The organism is Niallia tiangongensis (assembly GCF_044704065.1).
Taxonomy (GTDB): Bacteria; Bacillota; Bacilli; order Bacillales; family Cytobacillaceae; genus Niallia; species Niallia tiangongensis.
On record NZ_CP162613.1, the window covers coordinates 634,386 to 653,138 of the forward strand.

The window sequence follows — 18,753 nt, forward strand, 5'->3', positions numbered from 1 at the left end:
ATATCAGATAGGAGTCGTTGGCAAAATGAATAAAACGATTGGAATATTAGCACATGTCGATGCAGGGAAGACGACTTTTTCCGAACAGCTTCTTTATCATACAAATAGTATTAAAAAACGGGGGCGTGTGGATCATCAAAGTGCATTTTTAGATAGTCATCTAATTGAAAAACAACGAGGTATTACCGTTTTTGCTGACCAAGGCATTATTGAATACGGAAATTCAACGTATTATTTAATTGATACCCCAGGACATGTTGATTTTTCTCCAGAAATGGAAAGAGCGATTCAAGTAATGGATTTTGCGATTGTCATTGTTAGTGCAGTAGAGGGAATCGAAGGACATACCGAAACAGTTTGGAGTCTTCTAAAAAAACATCAGATTCCGACGTTTTTCTTTATCAATAAAGTGGACCGAACTGGAGCGGATGTAGAGCGTGTTCTCACAGAAATACGTTCACAATTTACGGCAGATGTATGTGATATTTCCTCATTTGATGGGAGTAATATGTCCGAAGAGCTTATTGAATTTATTGCTGAACGAGACGAAGCGCTTCTTGATTACTATATGGATAAAGGCTATCAACCAACACTTTGGATTGGAAAAATGCAGGAAATGATTCGTTCTTCTCGTCTTTATCCTTATGCCTATGGATCTGCCTTACAGGATATAGGGGTAAAAGAATTTTTCAATTGTTTTGATCACTTGACGACAACATTGTACAAAAAGGCTGAAACGTTTTCGGGAAGGGTTTATAAAATCCGTTATGATGAGTCCGGAACGAGAATTACCTTTATTAAAGCGAAAAGTGGAACATTACGGGTGAGAGAGGAGCTTTTGAATGGAAATGGCGACAAGGAGAAAATTACACAAATACGTAAATATAATGGGACTCAATTTCAGCAAGTAAATGAGGGCTATGCTGGAGAGCTTTTTGCTGTTACTGGTCTTACAAATGCAGTTGTAGGCGATGGAGTCGGAGAGCTTCTTGAGAAAGCAGAGTATGAATTAGTGCCAACCCTTCGTTCGAAGGTTGTTTTTGAACCAGGTATTAATAAAAAGGATGCACTTAAATTTTTTAAACTATTAGAAGCAGAGGATCCATCCCTTCATGTGACATGGGAAGAAAAGCTGCAGGAGATCCACTTGCATGTTATGGGGAAAATACAGCTAGAGGTTCTTCAGCAAATAATATTTGAAAGATTTGCTTTACAGGTTCAGTTTGACCGGCCTGAAATTTTGTATAAAGAAACGATTGATACAGACACTATAGGTTATGGACACTTTGAACCATTGCGCCATTATGCGGAAGTGCATCTTCAATTAGAGCCTGGTAAAAGGAATCGAGGGATTGTATTTGAGAGCACTTGTCATACAGATGATTTGTCTATTGCTATCCAAAATCTCATTTGCCAGCATATCTTTGAAAGGGAGCATCATGGGATTTTAACAGGTTCTCCGTTAACGGATATAAAAGTCACCCTTTTAACGGGAAGAGCGCATAATAAACATACACATGGCGGAGATTTCAGAGAAGCTACCTTTCGTGCATTACGGCAAGGTTTGGAGAAAGCGGGTAACCGCTTATTAGAGCCGTATTATTCCTTTAAAATAAAGGTAGATTTAGTACAAATGGGCAGGGTTTTGTCTGATATACAAACAGCATATGGGGAATTTAATACGCCTGAAACAATAGATGATAAAGCAGTTCTCACAGGTAAGGTTCCTGTTGCTACCTTTATGGAATATAGTACGACTCTTGCATCATTCACACAAGGAAAAGGGCAGCTTTCCTTAACATTTGCAGGTTATTATCCTTGTCATAATGAAGAGGAAGTGATCGACAGGCTAGGCTATGATAAAAATGCTGATCAGGAGTATACATCCTCCTCCATTTTTTGTGCAAAAGGAGCTGGATATACCGTTCCTTGGGAGAAGGCAGAAGTAATGATGCATTGTCTATAGAAGGGGAAAAGAATCCATGATCATTCGAAAGCTAACACAAGAGGAAAGTCCTCCCATCGAGTTACTATTAACAGCAGATCCATCTGAAAATCTAGTAAAAGAATATCTTAAAAAGGGTTTATGCTATATTGCTGAAGAAAAGGACCAAATTATCGGTGTCTATGTCTTGCTACCAACAATAGAAGAATCAATTGAATTGATCAATCTAGCAGTTGCTGAAATCTATCAAGGAACAGGCTTAGGAAAAAAGTTAGTTATGCATGCGATAGAGGAAGCGAGAATGCTTGGTAATAAAGTGATAGAAGTTGGAACTGGTAATAGCAGTATTGGTCAGCTTGCACTCTATCAAAAATGTGGGTTTCGAATCAATCGTATTGATAAAGATTTTTTTCTGAAAAACTATGAGGAAGAAATCTATGAAAATGGAATCCAGTGTGTGGATATGATAAGGCTCACACAGGATATATAATCCATTTTAGAAAAGGATAAATATTAGTAATTAACAGATATATTACAAAGGTAACAAAGTGTAATATTCCCTTCTAGCCCTACGGAATGCTAGGTAATATTCAAGGTTTGCTAGCTTGCTTGTAAACTAATTTTAAAAAGAATGACTTATTATTTTAATAGAATTGTAATTTAGAAACCTCTTTCATGTGTTATAACAATAGAGAAAGGGGTTTTTAGATGCGTTCCTTAAAAAAACTAATGGCCATTTCGCTAAGTAGTGTCATCTTTTTGACATCAGCGATTGTGGTACAAGCAGAAACGAGTCAAGAAACACTTAACAAAGCGAAAAATCAATTGAATCAAAATGAGCAATTGATTAACGAAAAAGAAGCAGAAAAGCAAAAAACTTTAAAAGAGTTGGAAGCTGTTCAAGAAGACTTAAAAGCCGTTGAAACAGTAATGCAGCAAAATAAAGAAAAAATAGCGAATCTGCAAGCAAAAATTGAAGAAACGCAACAACAAATAGAGAAAAAGAAAGAAGAAATTGTTGTTTTAGAAGATAAAGTATTAGCACGTAAAGACGTTATGAAAGAGCGTCTAGTTTCCTTGCAGAATACAGATCAAACGAATGTTGTTTTAGAAGTACTGTTAAATGCAAAGGACTTTGCTGACTTTATTAGTAGAGCAACAGCTATTTCAATCATTTTTGATGGGGATAAAAATATATTGGATCAGCAGGAAGCAGATTTAAAGAAAATTGAAAAAGAGAAACTAGCAATTGATCAGCAAGAGGAAGAACTAACAGGACAATATGATCAACTTGCAGCTTCTCAAAATGAACTGCAACAAAATCTAGCTAAAAGAAAAGATGCAGTTTCGGCTGTGCAGAAAAAGTTTGCATCCATTTCAAAAGAAGTGCAGCTAGCTGAAAGCCAAAAAAATGCCGTGCTTGCACAAATAAGCGAAGCAGAGTCTGCATTGAAGAAGGATCAAGAAGAAGTAAAGAAGAATAATGTCGTCGTAAAGGTAAGTACATCGGATAAAGTGGCAAGTGTATCAAGTAAAGCATCTTCTAGTAAATCGACTAGCAAGTCTTCTAGTAATAAAGATGTTATTTATGTAACGGCTACTGCTTATAGTCATCAGGATACAAAATCTGATTATACAGCACTTGGATATAATATAAAAAAGAATAAGAATATGAAGTTAATTGCAGTCGATCCAGCAGTCATCCCATTAGGATCAAAAGTTTGGGTAGAAGGCTATGGAGAAGCTATTGCTGGAGATACTGGTGGCGCGATTAGAGGGCATAAAATCGATGTCTTAATGTCATCAACCAGTAAAGCAAAGGCGTGGGGACGCAAGACGGTTAAAATAAAAATATTGGACTAATTTAATAGATACTTTTATCTTGTAAGCCAGACTCTCTATAGTGAAGAGTCTTTTTTTTGTTCACAGTTAAGAAAGATTAAATTTTTCTGAACGAGCTCCGGGCACCCAGTTGCGTAAGTCAACATCGAATCACTATCGCACTTCGTGTTTCCTTTATTACAGTCACGGTACACAGTTTGTACAGCGCTTGCGCTTTCATCAAGTAAGAGCTTTGAATTTGCAAAAAAAGAGGAGTGCCGTGTACTATGGCACTCCTTACATCTATCAATTTCAAGGGGGGACTTGAAAAAGCTATTAATGACTATAGGTTTATCATACCCATAGAATATGAATAATATATGACGAAAGTATCAATAAATTTTAAATAAATTGTTAAGATTAGATTGATATAGAATAATTAGCAATAGTGTTTAGCAGTTCTCTCCTATTAGTCTATTTTTTAAGTTTTTCCCACGTATCATCTAATGCTTTCATTGTTTCCTCACGTGATTTTTGATTTCCAATATATGCCTGAAGACTAGCTCCGAACTCTTGGCCAGCACCATCAGGATACTTCATAAATTGCCATGTATAGGTTTTTCCTTCCTGTGAATACTTTTGAATTTCAGCTCCTAATGGACCAATGTCATCTGCGGTTGCTTGGATTGTTTCAAATGCAGGAACATACTTGAAATCTTTTACAATCGAGTCTTTTGCAAAATCGGAAGTTACCATCCAGTTTAAGAAATCTAATGCTGCTTCTTTGTCTTTTTCAGGAGCATCTTTATGAACGACCCAGTTTGTAGGTACATCAACCATTAGTTTATCTGATTTTGCTTCATCATCACTTAATGGCATTGGAATAAAGCCTACTTCCAAGTTAGGAGTAATTTTATCTATCATTGGTTGAATCCAGTTACCTTGTTGAATCATTGCTGTTTCGCCAGTTGCAAACAAAGTTACTTGTGTATTATAGTCTGTTGTTAACGGGTTTTTATTACCATAGTCTATAGTTAAATCTAGTAAATCAAAGAATTTATTAAAGTGCTCATTGCCTGCGATTTTTGTAGAGCCATCATTTAATCCTTTAATAAATGCATCTGCATCATCTTGATAAGCAAAGGGTACATTCAGTCCATGATTAGCTAATACCCACCATTCTCCATAGCCAATCGAAAAAGGAGTAATGCCAGCAGCTTTTAATTTTTCTGCTGCAGCTTCTAATTCAGAAAAAGTAGTTGGTAATTCGGTAATTCCTGCTTTATTAAATAACTCTTTATTGTAGGCAAAACCATATCCTTCTAGATTCACAGGCTGGCCATAGATTTTTCCATCAACTGTCATCGGCACTAACGCACTTTCGTAAGCATCTTCTACCCATGGCTGATCTGATAAATCTTCTAATTTATCTAGCCAAGTCAAGGCCTCTTGATATCCACCATTTCCAAAAATATCAGGAGCAGTATTAGACGCGAATTTCGCTTTTAAGGCTGCTGTTCCATCTGCACCTCCACCGACAGTTTCAATATTAAATGTTACATTTGGATGTTCTTTTGTATATTCGTCTGTTAGTGCTTTTAATTGATCAGCTATTTCTACTTTCCCATTAAATAAGTCAACCACAACTTTATCATCTTTACTAGATTCATTATTACTTGAGGCCCCTTCATTGGAACAAGCACTTGCGAAAAGAAGGGAAGCAGTTAAGATACCAGTTAATAAGGAATACTTTTTCATTTTATTGAACTTCATTTGGTTTCCTCCTATTTATAGAAAATAACTTATATATGGAAGAGGCAGCTTTGCAATAAAAGAATTAATTATGAAGACAACCTCTTTGTTCCTTATTTAATAGACCCGCTAGTAATTCCTTGGATAATGTGTTTTTGCATAGAAAAGAAGAAAATTAATAATGGGATGATTCCTATCATAAGTGCGGCTAATGCAAGATCCCATTGTTTTGTATATTGACCAAAGAAAAAGAAGGTAGCAAGTGGAATCGTCCGCAATTCTGGATTTTGTAATACTAGTGACGGTAATAAATAGTCATTCCATATCCATAGGCTATTTAGGATAATGATGGTTACCGTAATCGGTTTTAATAATGGAAAAACAATTCTCCAAAATACTCCGAAACGGGAGCAACCATCTATAATAGCCGCTTCTTCTAATTCCACGGGGATTCCTTTTATAAAACCATGGTATAAAAAGATTGTCATCCCAGAACCAAAGCCTAAATACATGAAGACTAGACCCCAAATACTGTTAAGTAAGTGTAAGCTGGATGCTGTTTTAATTAATGGAATCATAATCGATTGGAAAGGGATAATCATTGCGGCAACAAAGGCCATAAAGATGATATTGCTTATTTTCTTTTTTGTTCTGACAAGCATGTAAGCGGCCATCGAACAGAACACTACTAATACAATATTGCTTGCAATAGTTACAAGAAGAGAGTTACTAAATACTTTAAGAAAGCTTAACTTTTCAAAAGCATTTAGATAATTTTCAAAATGAAATGCGCTTGGTAATGCAGATGTATTAGTTAATATTTCGGAAAATGATTTTAGTGAATTAGAAATAACATAATAAAAGGGAATCAAAAATAGTAAACCTAATATAATCCCGAATACTTCCATTAAAAAAGTTCTGCTCGTGTACTTGTTTTCCATCACGATTCCACCTCTCTTTTCTTTGTAATCGCGACCTGTAAAATGGAGATGGTTGCCACGACAATAAAGAAGATAAGGGCTTTCGCTTCCCCGATGCCGTAGCGATTATTCACAAATGCCTCTGTATAAATATTAAGCGCTAGCATTTCTGTTGATTTAAATGGCCCTCCATTTGTTAAGGAAAGGTTTGCATCAAATATTTTAAAGGAAGATGCGGTTGTTAAGAATAAACAGATTGTGACCGCCGGTGCTACGAGCGGGATTTTAATATTTCGTAAGACTTGAAAACGGTTCGCTCCATCGATTTTTGCTGCTTCGATTAGTTCTTTTGGGATATTTTGTAATGCTGCAATGTAAATGAGCATAATATATCCTGCACCTTGCCACACGCTGACAATCACGATTCCCCAAAAGGCAGTATTTTTATCTCCTAACCATGCGAGCTCAAATAGTGGAATTCCAGTTAGTTCCCCAATAGAAGCAAATCCTCTAATAAATATAAATTGCCAGATAAATCCGAGTAAGAGGCCGCCAAGTAGATTAGGCATAAAAAACACGGTACGTAATAGATTACTAGATTTTAGTTTTTGAGTTACAAGCAAGGCTAGACCAAAGCCAATTGTGTTTGTCAAAATAATCGCCACAATGGTATACATAGCAGTGAGTTTGAAAGATTGGAGAAACTGTGTATCTTCTGTGAATATATACTGGAAGTTTTCCAATCCTACCCATTTGATTTCTCCAGTAATTCCATTCCAATCAGTAAAGGAGTAATAGATGCCAGAAAAAAATGGAATGAGAACAACAATTGTAAACGCAATAAAGACAGGACCTACAAACAGGGAAAATAATCCTACTTCCTTCCAGTTTCTCTTTCTTTTTGTAGAGAGTGAGTTTTTTCTACTCACATTTGACTGATGAACAGGGGGGGTTATTATTTTTTCTACATTATTTTGATTATTCACTTTCTGCACCTCCTGTATTTATAATATAATGGTTTTATCATTCGTAGTAACCGTTTACATTGACGAGGAAGGTGTAATATATTGACCAATCCTTATGTATTATTTTTATATGGATACTATTTTGAGAGGAGGGTAGAGAATTTTTAGAATGACAGTCTTTAGTTCTATATATTGGAATTAAAAAGTTATTTAAAATTTCTCGACCATATATGAATTGGGGTATACGGAAAAAATTGATGATTTTCTTACTTCTTGCTACTATTCTTCCTTTTGGAACCGGTATACTCCTTACTTATTATCAGACGATAAATAATATTAACAAGGAGTCACTTACTTATAACACAGAGTTAATGGTGAAAGGAAGGGAAGAGCTAACTACTTACTTGGAAGATATTGCTTTAATGTCCACTGTTTTATATCGTTATACTCCTTTCATGAATGTGTTGACTCAAGGGATTGAGGAGAATAACAAAGAGAATATGGAGGAGGTGCGTCGAGTTTTAGCCTATGTATATAATTCTCGTTCCGAGATTGAACAAATGCATTTATATATTAATAAAGGAAGAGACTCTTTTACAAATTATCACTCTCGAATAAGCGGAAGAGGCAAAAATCAAAATATCTATTTTCATCCTTATTATCGAAAATTAGAGCAGGGTGAAACAAACTATTCATTAATAGAACCACCACATACGATTTATAGTTACAATGGATTATCGATTATTCCTAACTCTGAGAAATCAACGGTACTATCTTTTCATAATAAAATTAGAAATGTGCCATCTAACGATATTCTAGGGTTTATGTCTATTGATATAAATCTTTCAAAAATAGATGGAATTGTGAATAGGCTATATAAGGATAATGAAAATCTTTCCATTATAAATGAGAACGGAACGATTATTTACTCTTCTAATAATGCTTTAATAGGGAAGAAAAGTCAGGATGAATGGGTTTATGCAGTACAGAATAATCCTCATCAAAATAGCATGAATTGGGATAGCAAGGATTTTTCAGGAGTAATCTTTTATGAAAATATTGTTGTTCAAGATAATAGTTGGTATATGATAAAAAGCATTCCTTACTCCAGTCTTTACAAAAGCGCAAAGGAAACGGCATATATGAATACGATTATTGCCTTAGTGGCTTTAATCATTGTTTTAATCATAACTATAATCATTTCCTTTAAAATTACAGCTCCCATTAAGGTTTTAATCGATAATATGAAAAAGGTGGAGCAAGGAATTTTTGAGGCTGATTTTGAAATCAGAGGAAATGATGAGATCGGCATGCTTGGCAGACGGTTTAAATCGATGGTTTTACAAATCAATAGGTTAATAGACCAAGAATATAAATTACAATTGGAAAATAAATCAGCTCAACTGAAAGTATTACAATCACAGATAAATCCGCATTTTTTATACAATAGCTTTCAGTCTATTGGCACACTTGCACTAAAGATGAAGGCAGTTCCTGTCTATTCACTATTGACTTCTCTATCGGATATGATGCGATACAGTATGAATATGAGAGAAGAAATGGTCCTATTCTCTAAAGAAATAAAACACACTAAATCATACCTTGGTCTTCAGAAACAAAGATTTGAAGAAGAGCTGAACATAACGATGAATATTTCACCAAATACGGAAGAAATATTCGTTCCAAAAATGATTCTCCAACCAATCGTTGAAAACTGCTTTAAACATGGATTTAGCGATACGATGGAGGATGCAACAATATCCATCTGTTCTTATATAAAGGAGGGGCAATTAATATTTAGTGTTCAGGATAATGGAAGAGGTGTAAAAAAAGAAAAATTGGAGGTCATTCGTAAAGGATTGTATCGAAGAGAAACGATGAAGGAAGGAAAAGAACAAGACTCAATTGGTTTAAAAAATATTTACGATCGGTTGCAGCTTTACTATGGGGGAAAAGCCACCTTGGTAATGGAAAGTGTGGAGAATAACGAGTTTACTGTAATGGTTCGTATTCCAGTATCTTTACAAGAGGGAGTGGAAGGATATGAGGGCACTAATCGTTGATGACGAAAAGCATGTACGAGAAGGAATTAAGCTTCTTGCTGATTGGGAAGGAAATGAGATTACGGAAATTTACGAAGCCAGTAATGGAGAAGATGCCATTCAAATGATTCAATCATTAAATCCCGAAATAATATTTTCTGACATGAAAATGCCTAAAGTCGATGGAACTCAGCTTTTAAAATGGATGGATGAGCATTATACGGGAGGGAAAACGATTGTTGTTACCGGTTATGATGATTATCATTATATGCGAAAAGCGATGCATTATGGTAGCTCAGACTATTTGTTGAAACCAATTGATCCTGAAATGCTGAATGATACCTTAATAAGGGTAGTGAAAGAGTGGAATGAGGAGGAAAAGGAAAGGAAAAATAAACGTAGTAAAAACCGTCTTATTAATAAAATGAAGCCGGCATATCGAGATCAGAAGTTAACGCAGATTATTAACAATGATCCAGTAGATAAAAGTGTGTGGGAAGAATTTCGTTTAACGATAGCGGAAGCGTATACAATTGGACTTCTACAAGTAAGCAATATAGCCGTTGAGCAATTTGATGGGGATAAAGATCTTACCATTTTTACGCTATTAAATATAATAAATGAGCAACTTAACAAAAATAGTAATGGAATTGCTTTCCAATATGTAACGAGTAAAGGGGAAATTGTCCTTCTTTTAAAAAAAAATAAAGAAGAATCCGTTTTCATAATCAAAGAAATACATACTAATATTCAACAATTATTAGGATTAACTTGTACGATTGCACTGGGTATAGAAGTAGACTCTGCGACACAGTTGAATCTTTCTTATCAACATGCCAAGTCTATTATAATGAATAGAAATGTTCTGAGAAATTGCCAAGAAAAAATTATTACGGAAAATGATGAGAAAGAGATTAAAACCTTAATGTCTTATGCTAGTTCTATTAAAATTGCCATTCAAACAGGTGAATTGCATGCCTTTCATTCGCTCATTGGACAAATTCAAACAGATTTAATCAATAAACAGCAATTATCCTTCAGGCAGCTTCTCCATTTGGAAAATGAATATCAGATGATAAGTGCTAGATGGCATAAGGAGTTTAATCTTCCATTTAGCCTACCTACAGATGTAGAGGAGCAAATTTATCCATTTATAGATAAAGAGGATGTATTTCAGTTAGAAGCATATAAAGAAAGGAAGAAAAGAGAAATCGCATTATTTCTTAGACGAGTCAAAAGACAAAATACAAGAACGTCCAAAAATGTTATCCACGAAATTGAAAAGTATGTAAAAGCAAATTTTCATCGAGAGATTAAACTTCAGGAAATTTCGGAGCATTTCTACATAAGCAGAGAATATATATCAAGAAAATTTAAACAGGAATATCAAATAAATATTTCCGAGTATCTAGTATCGATAAGAATTAAAAAAGCGCAAGAATTATTGAAAAGTAGTAATCTAAAGGTGTATGATATTGCAAATATGATCGGGTATCAAGATGATAAATATTTTCGCAAAGTATTTAAAAAAATAGTAGGCGTTTCACCAAATGAATTTCGTGAGATGAAAATAGATAATTTAAAGTGAATTTATCCTTAGTCTTCTTCTATAAGGAGCTGGGGAATAATGGAAAGGGGTTTGCATTGAACTACGACAAGTTACTTGATATTGAAACCGAGGAATTTCAACTAGGATTCAATAAATCGTACCATTATCATCGGTATGAGCCAACTCCATATGATCATCTAGAAAAGCTGTTTCATGAATTTCCACTTTATGAGACAGATCATGTAGTTGATTTTGGATGTGGGAAAGGAAGATTAAACTTTTTCATTCATTATTTATTTCAGGCTACTGTAACTGGAATTGAAATGAATGAAGAATTTTATCAGGATGCTTTAGTTAATTTGGAACAGTACACGAAACGAAGGAAGAGATCGAAAGAAAAGATACGCTTTTATCTAGGTACAGCCGAAGATTATCTGATTCGAAAAGAAGAGAACTATTTCTACTTTTTTAATCCCTTTTCCATTCAAATCTTTCGAAGAATTATCAGCAATATCATGTATTCGCTTGAAGAAGGAAATCGTGAAGTGAGGCTCATCCTATATTTCCCTTCTGATGAATACCGATTCTTTATGGAGAATCATCCCTCTTTTTCCAGAGTAGGAGAAGTGCAAGTAGGAAAAAATAAGGATAAGGACCAGTTTATAATTTATAAATCTGTGTACTGACTTGGATTAAAGACTAAGCAAGTTGATTTAGAATTAATGGTCAGTAAGACTTTCACCTTAAAATGTAGGGAGTTAAGAGAGGAGCAATTACTATTTTTTCATTGCAAGCGTTGATCAAGTAAAGATAATTTATCTTCTAAAAATGAATCGCCAATTATCAAAGGATATTATTATGCGAAGCCAATAACTATCTTTGCTTTGGAAGAGTGGCTATTCCATTTTCAAAAGGGAGAAGCAGCTATCCATCAATAGGAGGAATCAAGATCATCCGTATCGATTTAAAAAGAAAGGATGATTTTTCTTTTTGTAAGGCTTTTTTCGCAAAGTTTGTTGCTATCGCCCGCAGCCGGGATACACTGCGCTTTCCGTGGGGCTCGCGCTGAGCCGCTTCGTCACTACGCTCCTGCAGGTCTCGGACTGTCTCACAGCTCCCATAGGAGTCAAGCGGTCACCTCTCCAAACCAACTTATTATTCGCTTTTAAAGACCCAAATCCTCATTTAATTTGGATAACTATACTTTTTCAGTGGCCTCACTACGCTCCTGCAGGGTCTCGGACTGTCTCGCTAATCCCACAGGGAGTCTACGGGTATTCCGGCTGCTCTATTTTTCCAACTAATTCTTTTTTCCTATTGAAAAAACAACAATCTTCTAGAAAACAGCCTTTTGTAAAAATATCTGTATCAGTAATTGGGATTTTGAAGAAAAAATCATTTCTGCTATGCGGGAACGTTATTCTGCGTAAAATTTGATATCTTTAGAGAATACTCCTGTGTTTTCGCTATCACAGGAATTCTTTTCTAATTGAATAGATGTTGAACGTGGAGCATTTACTTTTCTAGTTTTAGTAAAGAAAGACTGATAGAATATAAAAGAGAAACAACAAAAAATCATAACTAAAAATAAGCTGTTTAGTAGGAAACTCATTTATGCATCCTCCTTTGATTGTACCGATAATTTAACTATACAGGTCGTTAATGAAGGCAATATAAAGAAAGAGTTAATTTTAAATGGAGTCCGTGTAAAGAAGAACGGCAAATGGATTAAAAGAGGTGCTTTTTATGTATTTATCAGTGAAGGAGACTGCAGAGCTGCTTTCGATTTCAGAAATAAAAGTGAAAAATCTTATTTTACAAAACCAAATTCGAGCAATTTATGATGGAACGGATTATCTTATTAACCAAGAGCAATTTAATACGCACTTTAAGCAAGTTGAAAAATATAAAAAGTTTGTAGAAGAAGTGTGGAGTGAACCGATTCCCGAAGATTTGGATATTAAGGATGAGGACTAAAGCTTTTGTTTAATAGGTAGGCAAATAGGATATTACTGCACTAAGCCACATTTATGCAGTGATATCCTTATATTATGTTTACACTTCTAGCCAAGAATGGGACCAATTTTCAATTTCTTTCATAATTGGCTCTAATGAACGCCCTTTTTCTGTTAAAGAGTATTCAATTCTGACAGGAGTTTCAGGGTATACCTCTCTTATTACAATTCCTGCTTGCTCTAAATCCTTTAATCTCTCCGATAAAAGTCTTCCGCTTATTCCAATGGAGGATTCTACTGAACAGAAACGTTGAGGACCGTTTAATAGCTGATAAATAATTAAACCAGTCCAACGTTGGCTTAAAATACTCATTGCTTTTTCAAACCGTGGACAAATCGTCGATTGGTTCATTTTACATTCCCCCTTCCAACTATTATACAATAATTAATATTTTAAGTAAAAATATTATGAATCGTAATAAGATTACTTTACAAATGTTGTTTATTAAAATAAAATTACTTACATAAAGTAAGTGAATACGTATTAGGAGGAGAGAGAATTGACATTTCATGCCGATCCAAATATTTATGCGAAAAGTGTAACTTTAAAGGTATCCGATTTAGAAAAGTCCCTTTTGTTTTATAAGGAAGTGATTGGTTTTTCTATCGATAGTCAGGAGAAGAAAAAAGCAGCTTTACGGGCAGGAGCAGGCGAAGCCTTTCTATTTATAGAGGAATTAGATCAAGTCGAGCCAAAAAAACTGCGAACAACAGGACTTTATCATTTTGCGATATTAGTTCCATCAAGAGAACAACTTGGTATGGTTTTAAACCATTTATTAGAAACGGGATATCCATTACAGGGAGCTTCGGATCATTATGTCAGTGAAGCAATTTATTTAGCTGATCCAGACGGAAATGGAATTGAAATCTATCGTGACAAAAAGTCAACAGAGTGGAAATGGGATGGTGACTTTGTTAGTATGGATACCACCTATATGGACACAAAAGGAGTTCTCGCAGCTGCTGGAAATGGTCAATGGAATGGACTTCCTGAAGGAACAATTCTCGGACATATTCACTTACATGTTGCGGAGCTAGAACAAACAGTTGATTTTTATGTACAAGGATTGGGTTTTGATATTGTTCAAAAATATGGTTCACAAGCATTTTTCCTTTCGACTGGACGTTATCATCATCATATCGGCTTAAATGTCTCGAATGGTGTTGGTGCTCCTGTGCCAAAAAAGAATCAGGTTGGATTAGCTTATTATGAATTGAAAATACCTAGCCAAGAAAAATTCGCAGAAATAAAACAAAGACTTACGCAGTTAGGGGCAATTATTACAGAAGAAGAGGGCAAATGGTACACATATGATCCTTCGGGAAATACTATTCAATTGTCAGTCTCTTAATTGTTTCGAATGAGTAAAAAAATAGCATATATTGCCGTAGGCTGGTGATATCGATACTGCTCGTGCTTCTTCTATATTGGAAAATAAAATCAAGCAATGTGCAGATCATCTCAATTAATTATTAATCTGTCAGGTGTAGTAATTATTGATACATGGTTGCTCATCAAATAGTCCAATTGATTAATGGGCTAAGCTTAATTGGTGTGAAAACGACGCTATCCGTTATTCGACGAGAAATTTCCACAATAGCAATCCGATTAGGACTATCGTTTGCAATATTTTCATTGCTTTCACGCTTTCTAAGCAATTGAGCAAGAGGATAACTTCAAAAAATAATAGATTTATGCCTATTTTCATAAAGATAAATCAGTGAAAGGGACGAGTGCCTTTTTTTGAGGTGTCGCCAAATTTCTGTTGTGTAAAATTTAACGACCATTATGCCTTTAATGGAGGGGGACATTCGAAGCGTTTCTTCTCGTTATGTGTCTTGTATGCTAGTAGGAAAATTCACGCCAAGATTACCTTGCTGGCTCACACAATCTCCAGCTCGCTGTAAAAGGTTTACCTGACGTACTTGGTCTCTTTCATTGATATAATATTGAAGTAGTAAATCTATGTTATTATTGTTCAAAATGGAAATCTAGTGTTTTTGCTTTATCTAACAGCTTTTCATGCTCGCTATAAACGTCACTTGTGCTTAACTGAATTTCATTGATAGTGGAATTTTCTACATTGAAACCTATATTACCATTCTTTCGTTCTCCTGGATTTAACACCCCATTGAGCTTTTCTAATAAATATCCTTCTCCCAAGTAATCATTTCATCTGTATCTGTTTGAACAAAAGCAATTGGAGAGAATTTCTTTTGTTCATCTTTTTTTCTCCTCCATTTTTTTGGCTGCCTTTATTATCTTGGAAGGAAGTTAAGCTTGTTTTACAGTAGTTTAGAGAACGTGTAAAAAAACTAGGATAAATGTACCCTAGTAATTTAGTAGCGTTATGAATTTTTGTTCGTGTTAATTAGCTATTTACGATAGCCAATTCTTTACCAAGAGCATAGGAAACAGCAGCTTTAGCATGTAAAAATGTTGTATCGAATAATGGAATAGCGCTATCTTCTTGTTTGATAAGTAAGGGAATCTCTGTACATCCTAATATTATGCCTTCAGCTCCGTTAGCAAGTAGTTTTTCCATAATACCCATATATATTTCCTTCGATTCAGGAAGGATGATTCCTTTGCATAATTCATCAAATATAATGCGATGAACGGCTTTTCTATCTTCTTTCTCAGGGACAATCGTTTCGATCCCCTGATGTAACAGAGCTTCTTTATAAAAAGAATGCTCCATTGTAAACATGGTTCCTAATAAGCCAACCTTTTTTAAACCGGCCTCTTTCGCTTCGTTTCCCGTAACCTCTGCAATATGAAGCAAGGGAATAGAGACGGATGCTTGTACTTCTTTTGCCATCTTATGCATCGTATTAGTACAGATTAATAGTAGATCTGCTCCGCCTGCTTCCAATGTTTTCGCAGCATTCACCATTAATTCCGTTGCTTTTTCCCAATGTCCTGCTTTTTGAAGGGCAACAATTTCCTCAAAGTCAAAGGAATAAAGAAGGCATTTTGCTGAGTGTAGTCCCCTCATTTGTTCTTTTACAAATGTATTAATATATCGATAATAATCTGCTGTTGATTCCCAACTCAATCCACCAATTAGTCCAATTGTTTTCATTTAAAAACTCCTTTTCGGCCATTTTTCCCCATGATAACATGGTATACTGGTATAGAATAGAGCCAGAAATTATATACTTTTATAGTACCAGTTAGCTTTTGTATAGGAGGATTTTCCATGATCTTTATTACCATTGATCGTTCGCAATCTATTTCTCTTACGCAACAAATATATGATCAACTTCGAAATGGCATATTGGATAAGCAATTAAAAGAAGGAGAAAAATTGCTCTCATCAAGAGAATTGGCAAGTTCTATTGGCGTTTCCCGGAATATTGTTCTAGAAGCTTACGAACGCCTAATTGCAGAAGGATATTTAGAGGTTAGACCAAAAGCAGGAACATTTGTAGCAGAAGGTACTTCTCTTTCATTCATAGAAAGAAAAAAGAAAAAGGATCTTTCTAAAAAAAATAGTGAATCGATAAAGGCATTTATCGATTTTAAAGCAGGCAACCCAGCGATTGATTATTTTCCAAGAAAAAAATGGGCACAATTATCGAAGGAAATTTGTTTGCATTCATCAGAGGAGGTCTTTGGATATGGAGAGGCATCTGGAGCAGCTGAATTAAGGGATGTGCTCGTTGACTATTTAAAAAGAGTCAGAGGGGTACAATGCAGGGCGGAGCAGATTTTCATAACATCTGGTGCTACTCAAGGTCTAAAGCTAATTACGGAAATGCTTGGTAAAGACAATAATTCAATTGCAGTGGAAGATCCGGTAACAGATGAAATGAGGAATATTTTTACTTTCAGCAAGGCGGAAATTATTCCTGTTCCCGTAGATGAAAACGGAATTGATCCGAATGGTTTGCCGCAAACAGCCCCAAGCTTTATTTTCGTCATTCCTTCCCATCAGTTTCCATTAGGTGGTATTCTTTCTATACAAAGAAGGCTACAATTAATAGAATACGCTCAAAAAATGAATTGCTATATTGTAGAAGATGATTACGATAGCGAATTTACTTATGAAGGGGCTCCTGTCCCATCCATTCAAGGAATAGCCCCAAACCATGTTATTTATGTAGGAACATTTAGCAAGATTCTTTCCCCGGGATTACGTATTGGCTATGTTATTTTGCCAGAGGAATTAGTCGATTCCTTTGAAAAAATTAAATGGTTTTCAGATCGACATACTTCCTCACTGGAACAATTAGTATTAGCACGTTTTATCAAGGAAGGATATTTAGATCGCCATGTTCGGAAAATGAAAAAAATCTATAAAGAGAAAAGAGAGCGATTAGTTACAGCTATTCAGCAAAATTTTCAGCACGCTACAATCATTGGTAAATCAGCAGGTATGCACTTGGTAGTGGATATTCCTGGCATTGATTTTCAGCCAGCGTTAATACATAAAATTCAGGAATCCGGAGTGAAGGTATATCCGATCGAACAATATAGTTTAGAAAAAGGGAAGCATAAGGAAAGAATTGTAATGGGATATGGAGGACTATCTCTAGAAGAAATCGAAGCGGGTGTACAATTATTGGGAAAAACGCTTAATCAGAATTAATATCCTTTTTTTAATGGAAAAACTATCTGAAATTCATTCTGTTTTAATTCGATGTATGTAAATATATTTATAGAAGCAAATTATTATCCTAAGGAGTATGTAAATATGAATAAATCAAGAAAAAGCATCTTTTCAAAAAAGTGGTTAACCATACTTTTTGGGGTACTCATTATTCTCTTATTCATCCCAACCCCTTATTATTTAAACCAGCCAGGCTCCATTGAAGCACTTGCTCCAAAAGTAACAGTGGAAGATGGAACTAAATCAGAAAAAGGAAGCCTCAATTTAACAACTGTTTATTCGATTAAGGCAAATAATCCATATATCTACTTATACGGATTAGTCGCACCTCATACGGAAATACGAAAAGAGGAAGAGGTTAAAGGGAATCTTAGTGACGAAGAGTACAATAAGCTATTGCTTCACATGATGGATACTTCTAAGCAAAATGCTATTATTGCTAGCCTTCATGAAGCAGGAAAAAAAGTTCAGTTTGACTATAACGGTATTTTCGTTGCTCAAGTATTAGAAAATTCCAAAGCAAAGTCGATTATCCAAGTTGGGGATATTATCCAAAAGGTAGATGGACAAGAATTTACGAAAAGTGAAGAATTAATTGCATATTTAAAGGAAAAGCAAGCAGGAGACACTGTCCAGCTTGAATTTATGCATGGGAAGGAAAAAAAAGAAGCAGTTGTTGAAGTAATTGAATTAGATAAAAAGACAGGACAAGTCGGAATTGGCATTGCTCCTGAAGATAATATGACGATAAATCCTTCCATTAATGTTGCGATAAATAGTGAAAATATTGGTGGTCCTTCAGCTGGATTAATGTTTTCTTTAGAAGTTTATAATCAAATGGTGGAAGAGGACTTAACAAAGGGTTATAAAATTGCTGGTACCGGTACAATGGATGCAGAAGGAAATGTGGGGCAAATCGGCGGAATTCAGCACAAAATAGTCGCTGCGCATAAAGCAGATGTAGATATATTCTTTTATCCACAAGATATAACAGAATACGATACAAATGAAAAAGAAATTAAAGAGCAAGTGAAGGAAGAAGGGTACACAGATATAAAAATTGTCCCAGTAAGCACATTGAAAGAAGCAATCGATTACTTGGAAAAGCTGCCTGAAAAGAAATAA

The 18,753-nt window shown here is 35.1% G+C and carries 16 protein-coding genes; 10 read left to right on the plus strand and 6 right to left on the minus strand.

Features of this window, described 5'->3' with window-relative positions; translation table 11 throughout:
* Positions 1 to 25: 25 nt before the first annotated feature.
* The 3 genes from AB3U99_RS03180 to AB3U99_RS03190 all read left to right on the plus strand — a co-directional run bounded on the left by AB3U99_RS03180 (position 26) and on the right by AB3U99_RS03190 (position 3,808).
* Positions 26 to 1,966, plus strand: coding sequence for a GTP-binding protein (locus AB3U99_RS03180; protein ID WP_400245363.1), 1,941 nt, complete (start codon positions 26 to 28; stop codon positions 1,964 to 1,966).
* Between the two features lie 16 nt (positions 1,967 to 1,982).
* The gene (locus AB3U99_RS03185) at positions 1,983 to 2,435 is read left to right on the plus strand and encodes a GNAT family N-acetyltransferase (RefSeq protein ID WP_400245366.1); all 453 of its coding nucleotides are present in this window, start codon (positions 1,983 to 1,985) and stop codon (positions 2,433 to 2,435) included.
* 218 nt (positions 2,436 to 2,653) lie between these two features.
* Positions 2,654 to 3,808 (plus strand): 3D domain-containing protein, encoded by a 1,155-nt coding sequence (locus AB3U99_RS03190; protein ID WP_400245368.1) that lies wholly within the window; start codon positions 2,654 to 2,656, stop codon positions 3,806 to 3,808.
* Between the two features lie 432 nt (positions 3,809 to 4,240).
* Here the strand turns inward: AB3U99_RS03190 and AB3U99_RS03195 are convergent, their stop codons facing one another.
* From AB3U99_RS03195 to AB3U99_RS03205, 3 genes are all read right to left on the minus strand, one after another.
* On the minus strand, positions 4,241 to 5,539 hold the full coding sequence (locus AB3U99_RS03195) for an ABC transporter substrate-binding protein (RefSeq protein ID WP_400245370.1): 1,299 nt from the start codon (positions 5,537 to 5,539) through the stop codon (positions 4,241 to 4,243).
* A 92-nt stretch (positions 5,540 to 5,631) separates the two neighbouring features.
* The gene (locus AB3U99_RS03200) at positions 5,632 to 6,459 is read right to left on the minus strand and encodes a carbohydrate ABC transporter permease (RefSeq protein ID WP_400245373.1); all 828 of its coding nucleotides are present in this window, start codon (positions 6,457 to 6,459) and stop codon (positions 5,632 to 5,634) included.
* Positions 6,459 to 7,367 carry a carbohydrate ABC transporter permease gene (locus tag AB3U99_RS03205; protein WP_400247940.1) on the minus strand — a complete coding sequence of 303 codons (909 nt, stop codon included), beginning with the start codon at positions 7,365 to 7,367 and terminating at the stop codon, positions 6,459 to 6,461. The genes AB3U99_RS03200 and AB3U99_RS03205 overlap by 1 nt, the downstream gene beginning before the upstream one ends.
* A gap of 293 nt (positions 7,368 to 7,660) precedes the next feature.
* Between AB3U99_RS03205 and AB3U99_RS03210 the strand changes: the two genes are divergently transcribed.
* The 4 genes from AB3U99_RS03210 (at position 7,661) to AB3U99_RS03225 (ending at position 12,971) form a co-directional block, all read left to right on the plus strand.
* Entirely contained in the window at positions 7,661 to 9,466 is a 1,806-nt protein-coding gene (locus AB3U99_RS03210; protein WP_400247941.1) for a sensor histidine kinase, read from the plus strand.
* The gene (locus AB3U99_RS03215; RefSeq protein WP_400245375.1) at positions 9,447 to 11,033 is read left to right on the plus strand and encodes a response regulator; all 1,587 of its coding nucleotides are present in this window, start codon (positions 9,447 to 9,449) and stop codon (positions 11,031 to 11,033) included. Before AB3U99_RS03210 ends, AB3U99_RS03215 begins: the two co-directional genes overlap by 20 nt.
* Before the next feature lie 56 nt (positions 11,034 to 11,089).
* Positions 11,090 to 11,680, plus strand: coding sequence for a class I SAM-dependent methyltransferase (locus AB3U99_RS03220; protein WP_400245377.1), 591 nt, complete (start codon positions 11,090 to 11,092; stop codon positions 11,678 to 11,680).
* A gap of 1,060 nt (positions 11,681 to 12,740) precedes the next feature.
* The gene (locus AB3U99_RS03225; protein ID WP_400245380.1) at positions 12,741 to 12,971 is read left to right on the plus strand and encodes an excisionase family DNA-binding protein; all 231 of its coding nucleotides are present in this window, start codon (positions 12,741 to 12,743) and stop codon (positions 12,969 to 12,971) included.
* 78 nt (positions 12,972 to 13,049) lie between these two features.
* Here AB3U99_RS03225 and AB3U99_RS03230 read toward each other — a convergent pair whose 3' ends face one another.
* Positions 13,050 to 13,361 (minus strand): winged helix-turn-helix transcriptional regulator, encoded by a 312-nt coding sequence (locus AB3U99_RS03230; protein WP_400245382.1) that lies wholly within the window; start codon positions 13,359 to 13,361, stop codon positions 13,050 to 13,052.
* 148 nt (positions 13,362 to 13,509) lie between these two features.
* Here AB3U99_RS03230 and AB3U99_RS03235 point away from each other — a divergent pair, with 148 nt between their 5' ends.
* Positions 13,510 to 14,364 (plus strand): VOC family protein, encoded by an 855-nt coding sequence (locus AB3U99_RS03235; protein ID WP_400245384.1) that lies wholly within the window; start codon positions 13,510 to 13,512, stop codon positions 14,362 to 14,364.
* Positions 14,365 to 14,984: 620 nt separating this feature from the next.
* Here the strand turns inward: AB3U99_RS03235 and AB3U99_RS03240 are convergent.
* On the minus strand, positions 14,985 to 15,176 hold the full coding sequence (locus AB3U99_RS03240) for a hypothetical protein (protein WP_400245386.1): 192 nt from the start codon (positions 15,174 to 15,176) through the stop codon (positions 14,985 to 14,987).
* A 208-nt stretch (positions 15,177 to 15,384) separates the two neighbouring features.
* A complete protein-coding gene (locus AB3U99_RS03245) occupies positions 15,385 to 16,098 on the minus strand; it encodes an aspartate/glutamate racemase family protein (protein WP_400245388.1) in 714 nt (237 codons plus the stop codon).
* A 117-nt stretch (positions 16,099 to 16,215) separates the two neighbouring features.
* Here AB3U99_RS03245 and AB3U99_RS03250 point away from each other — a divergent pair, with 117 nt between their 5' ends.
* Complete coding sequence (locus tag AB3U99_RS03250) at positions 16,216 to 17,607, plus strand: PLP-dependent aminotransferase family protein (RefSeq protein ID WP_400245390.1); 1,392 nt, start codon at positions 16,216 to 16,218, stop codon at positions 17,605 to 17,607.
* 105 nt (positions 17,608 to 17,712) lie between these two features.
* A complete protein-coding gene (locus AB3U99_RS03255; protein WP_400245393.1) occupies positions 17,713 to 18,753 on the plus strand; it encodes a SepM family pheromone-processing serine protease in 1,041 nt (346 codons plus the stop codon).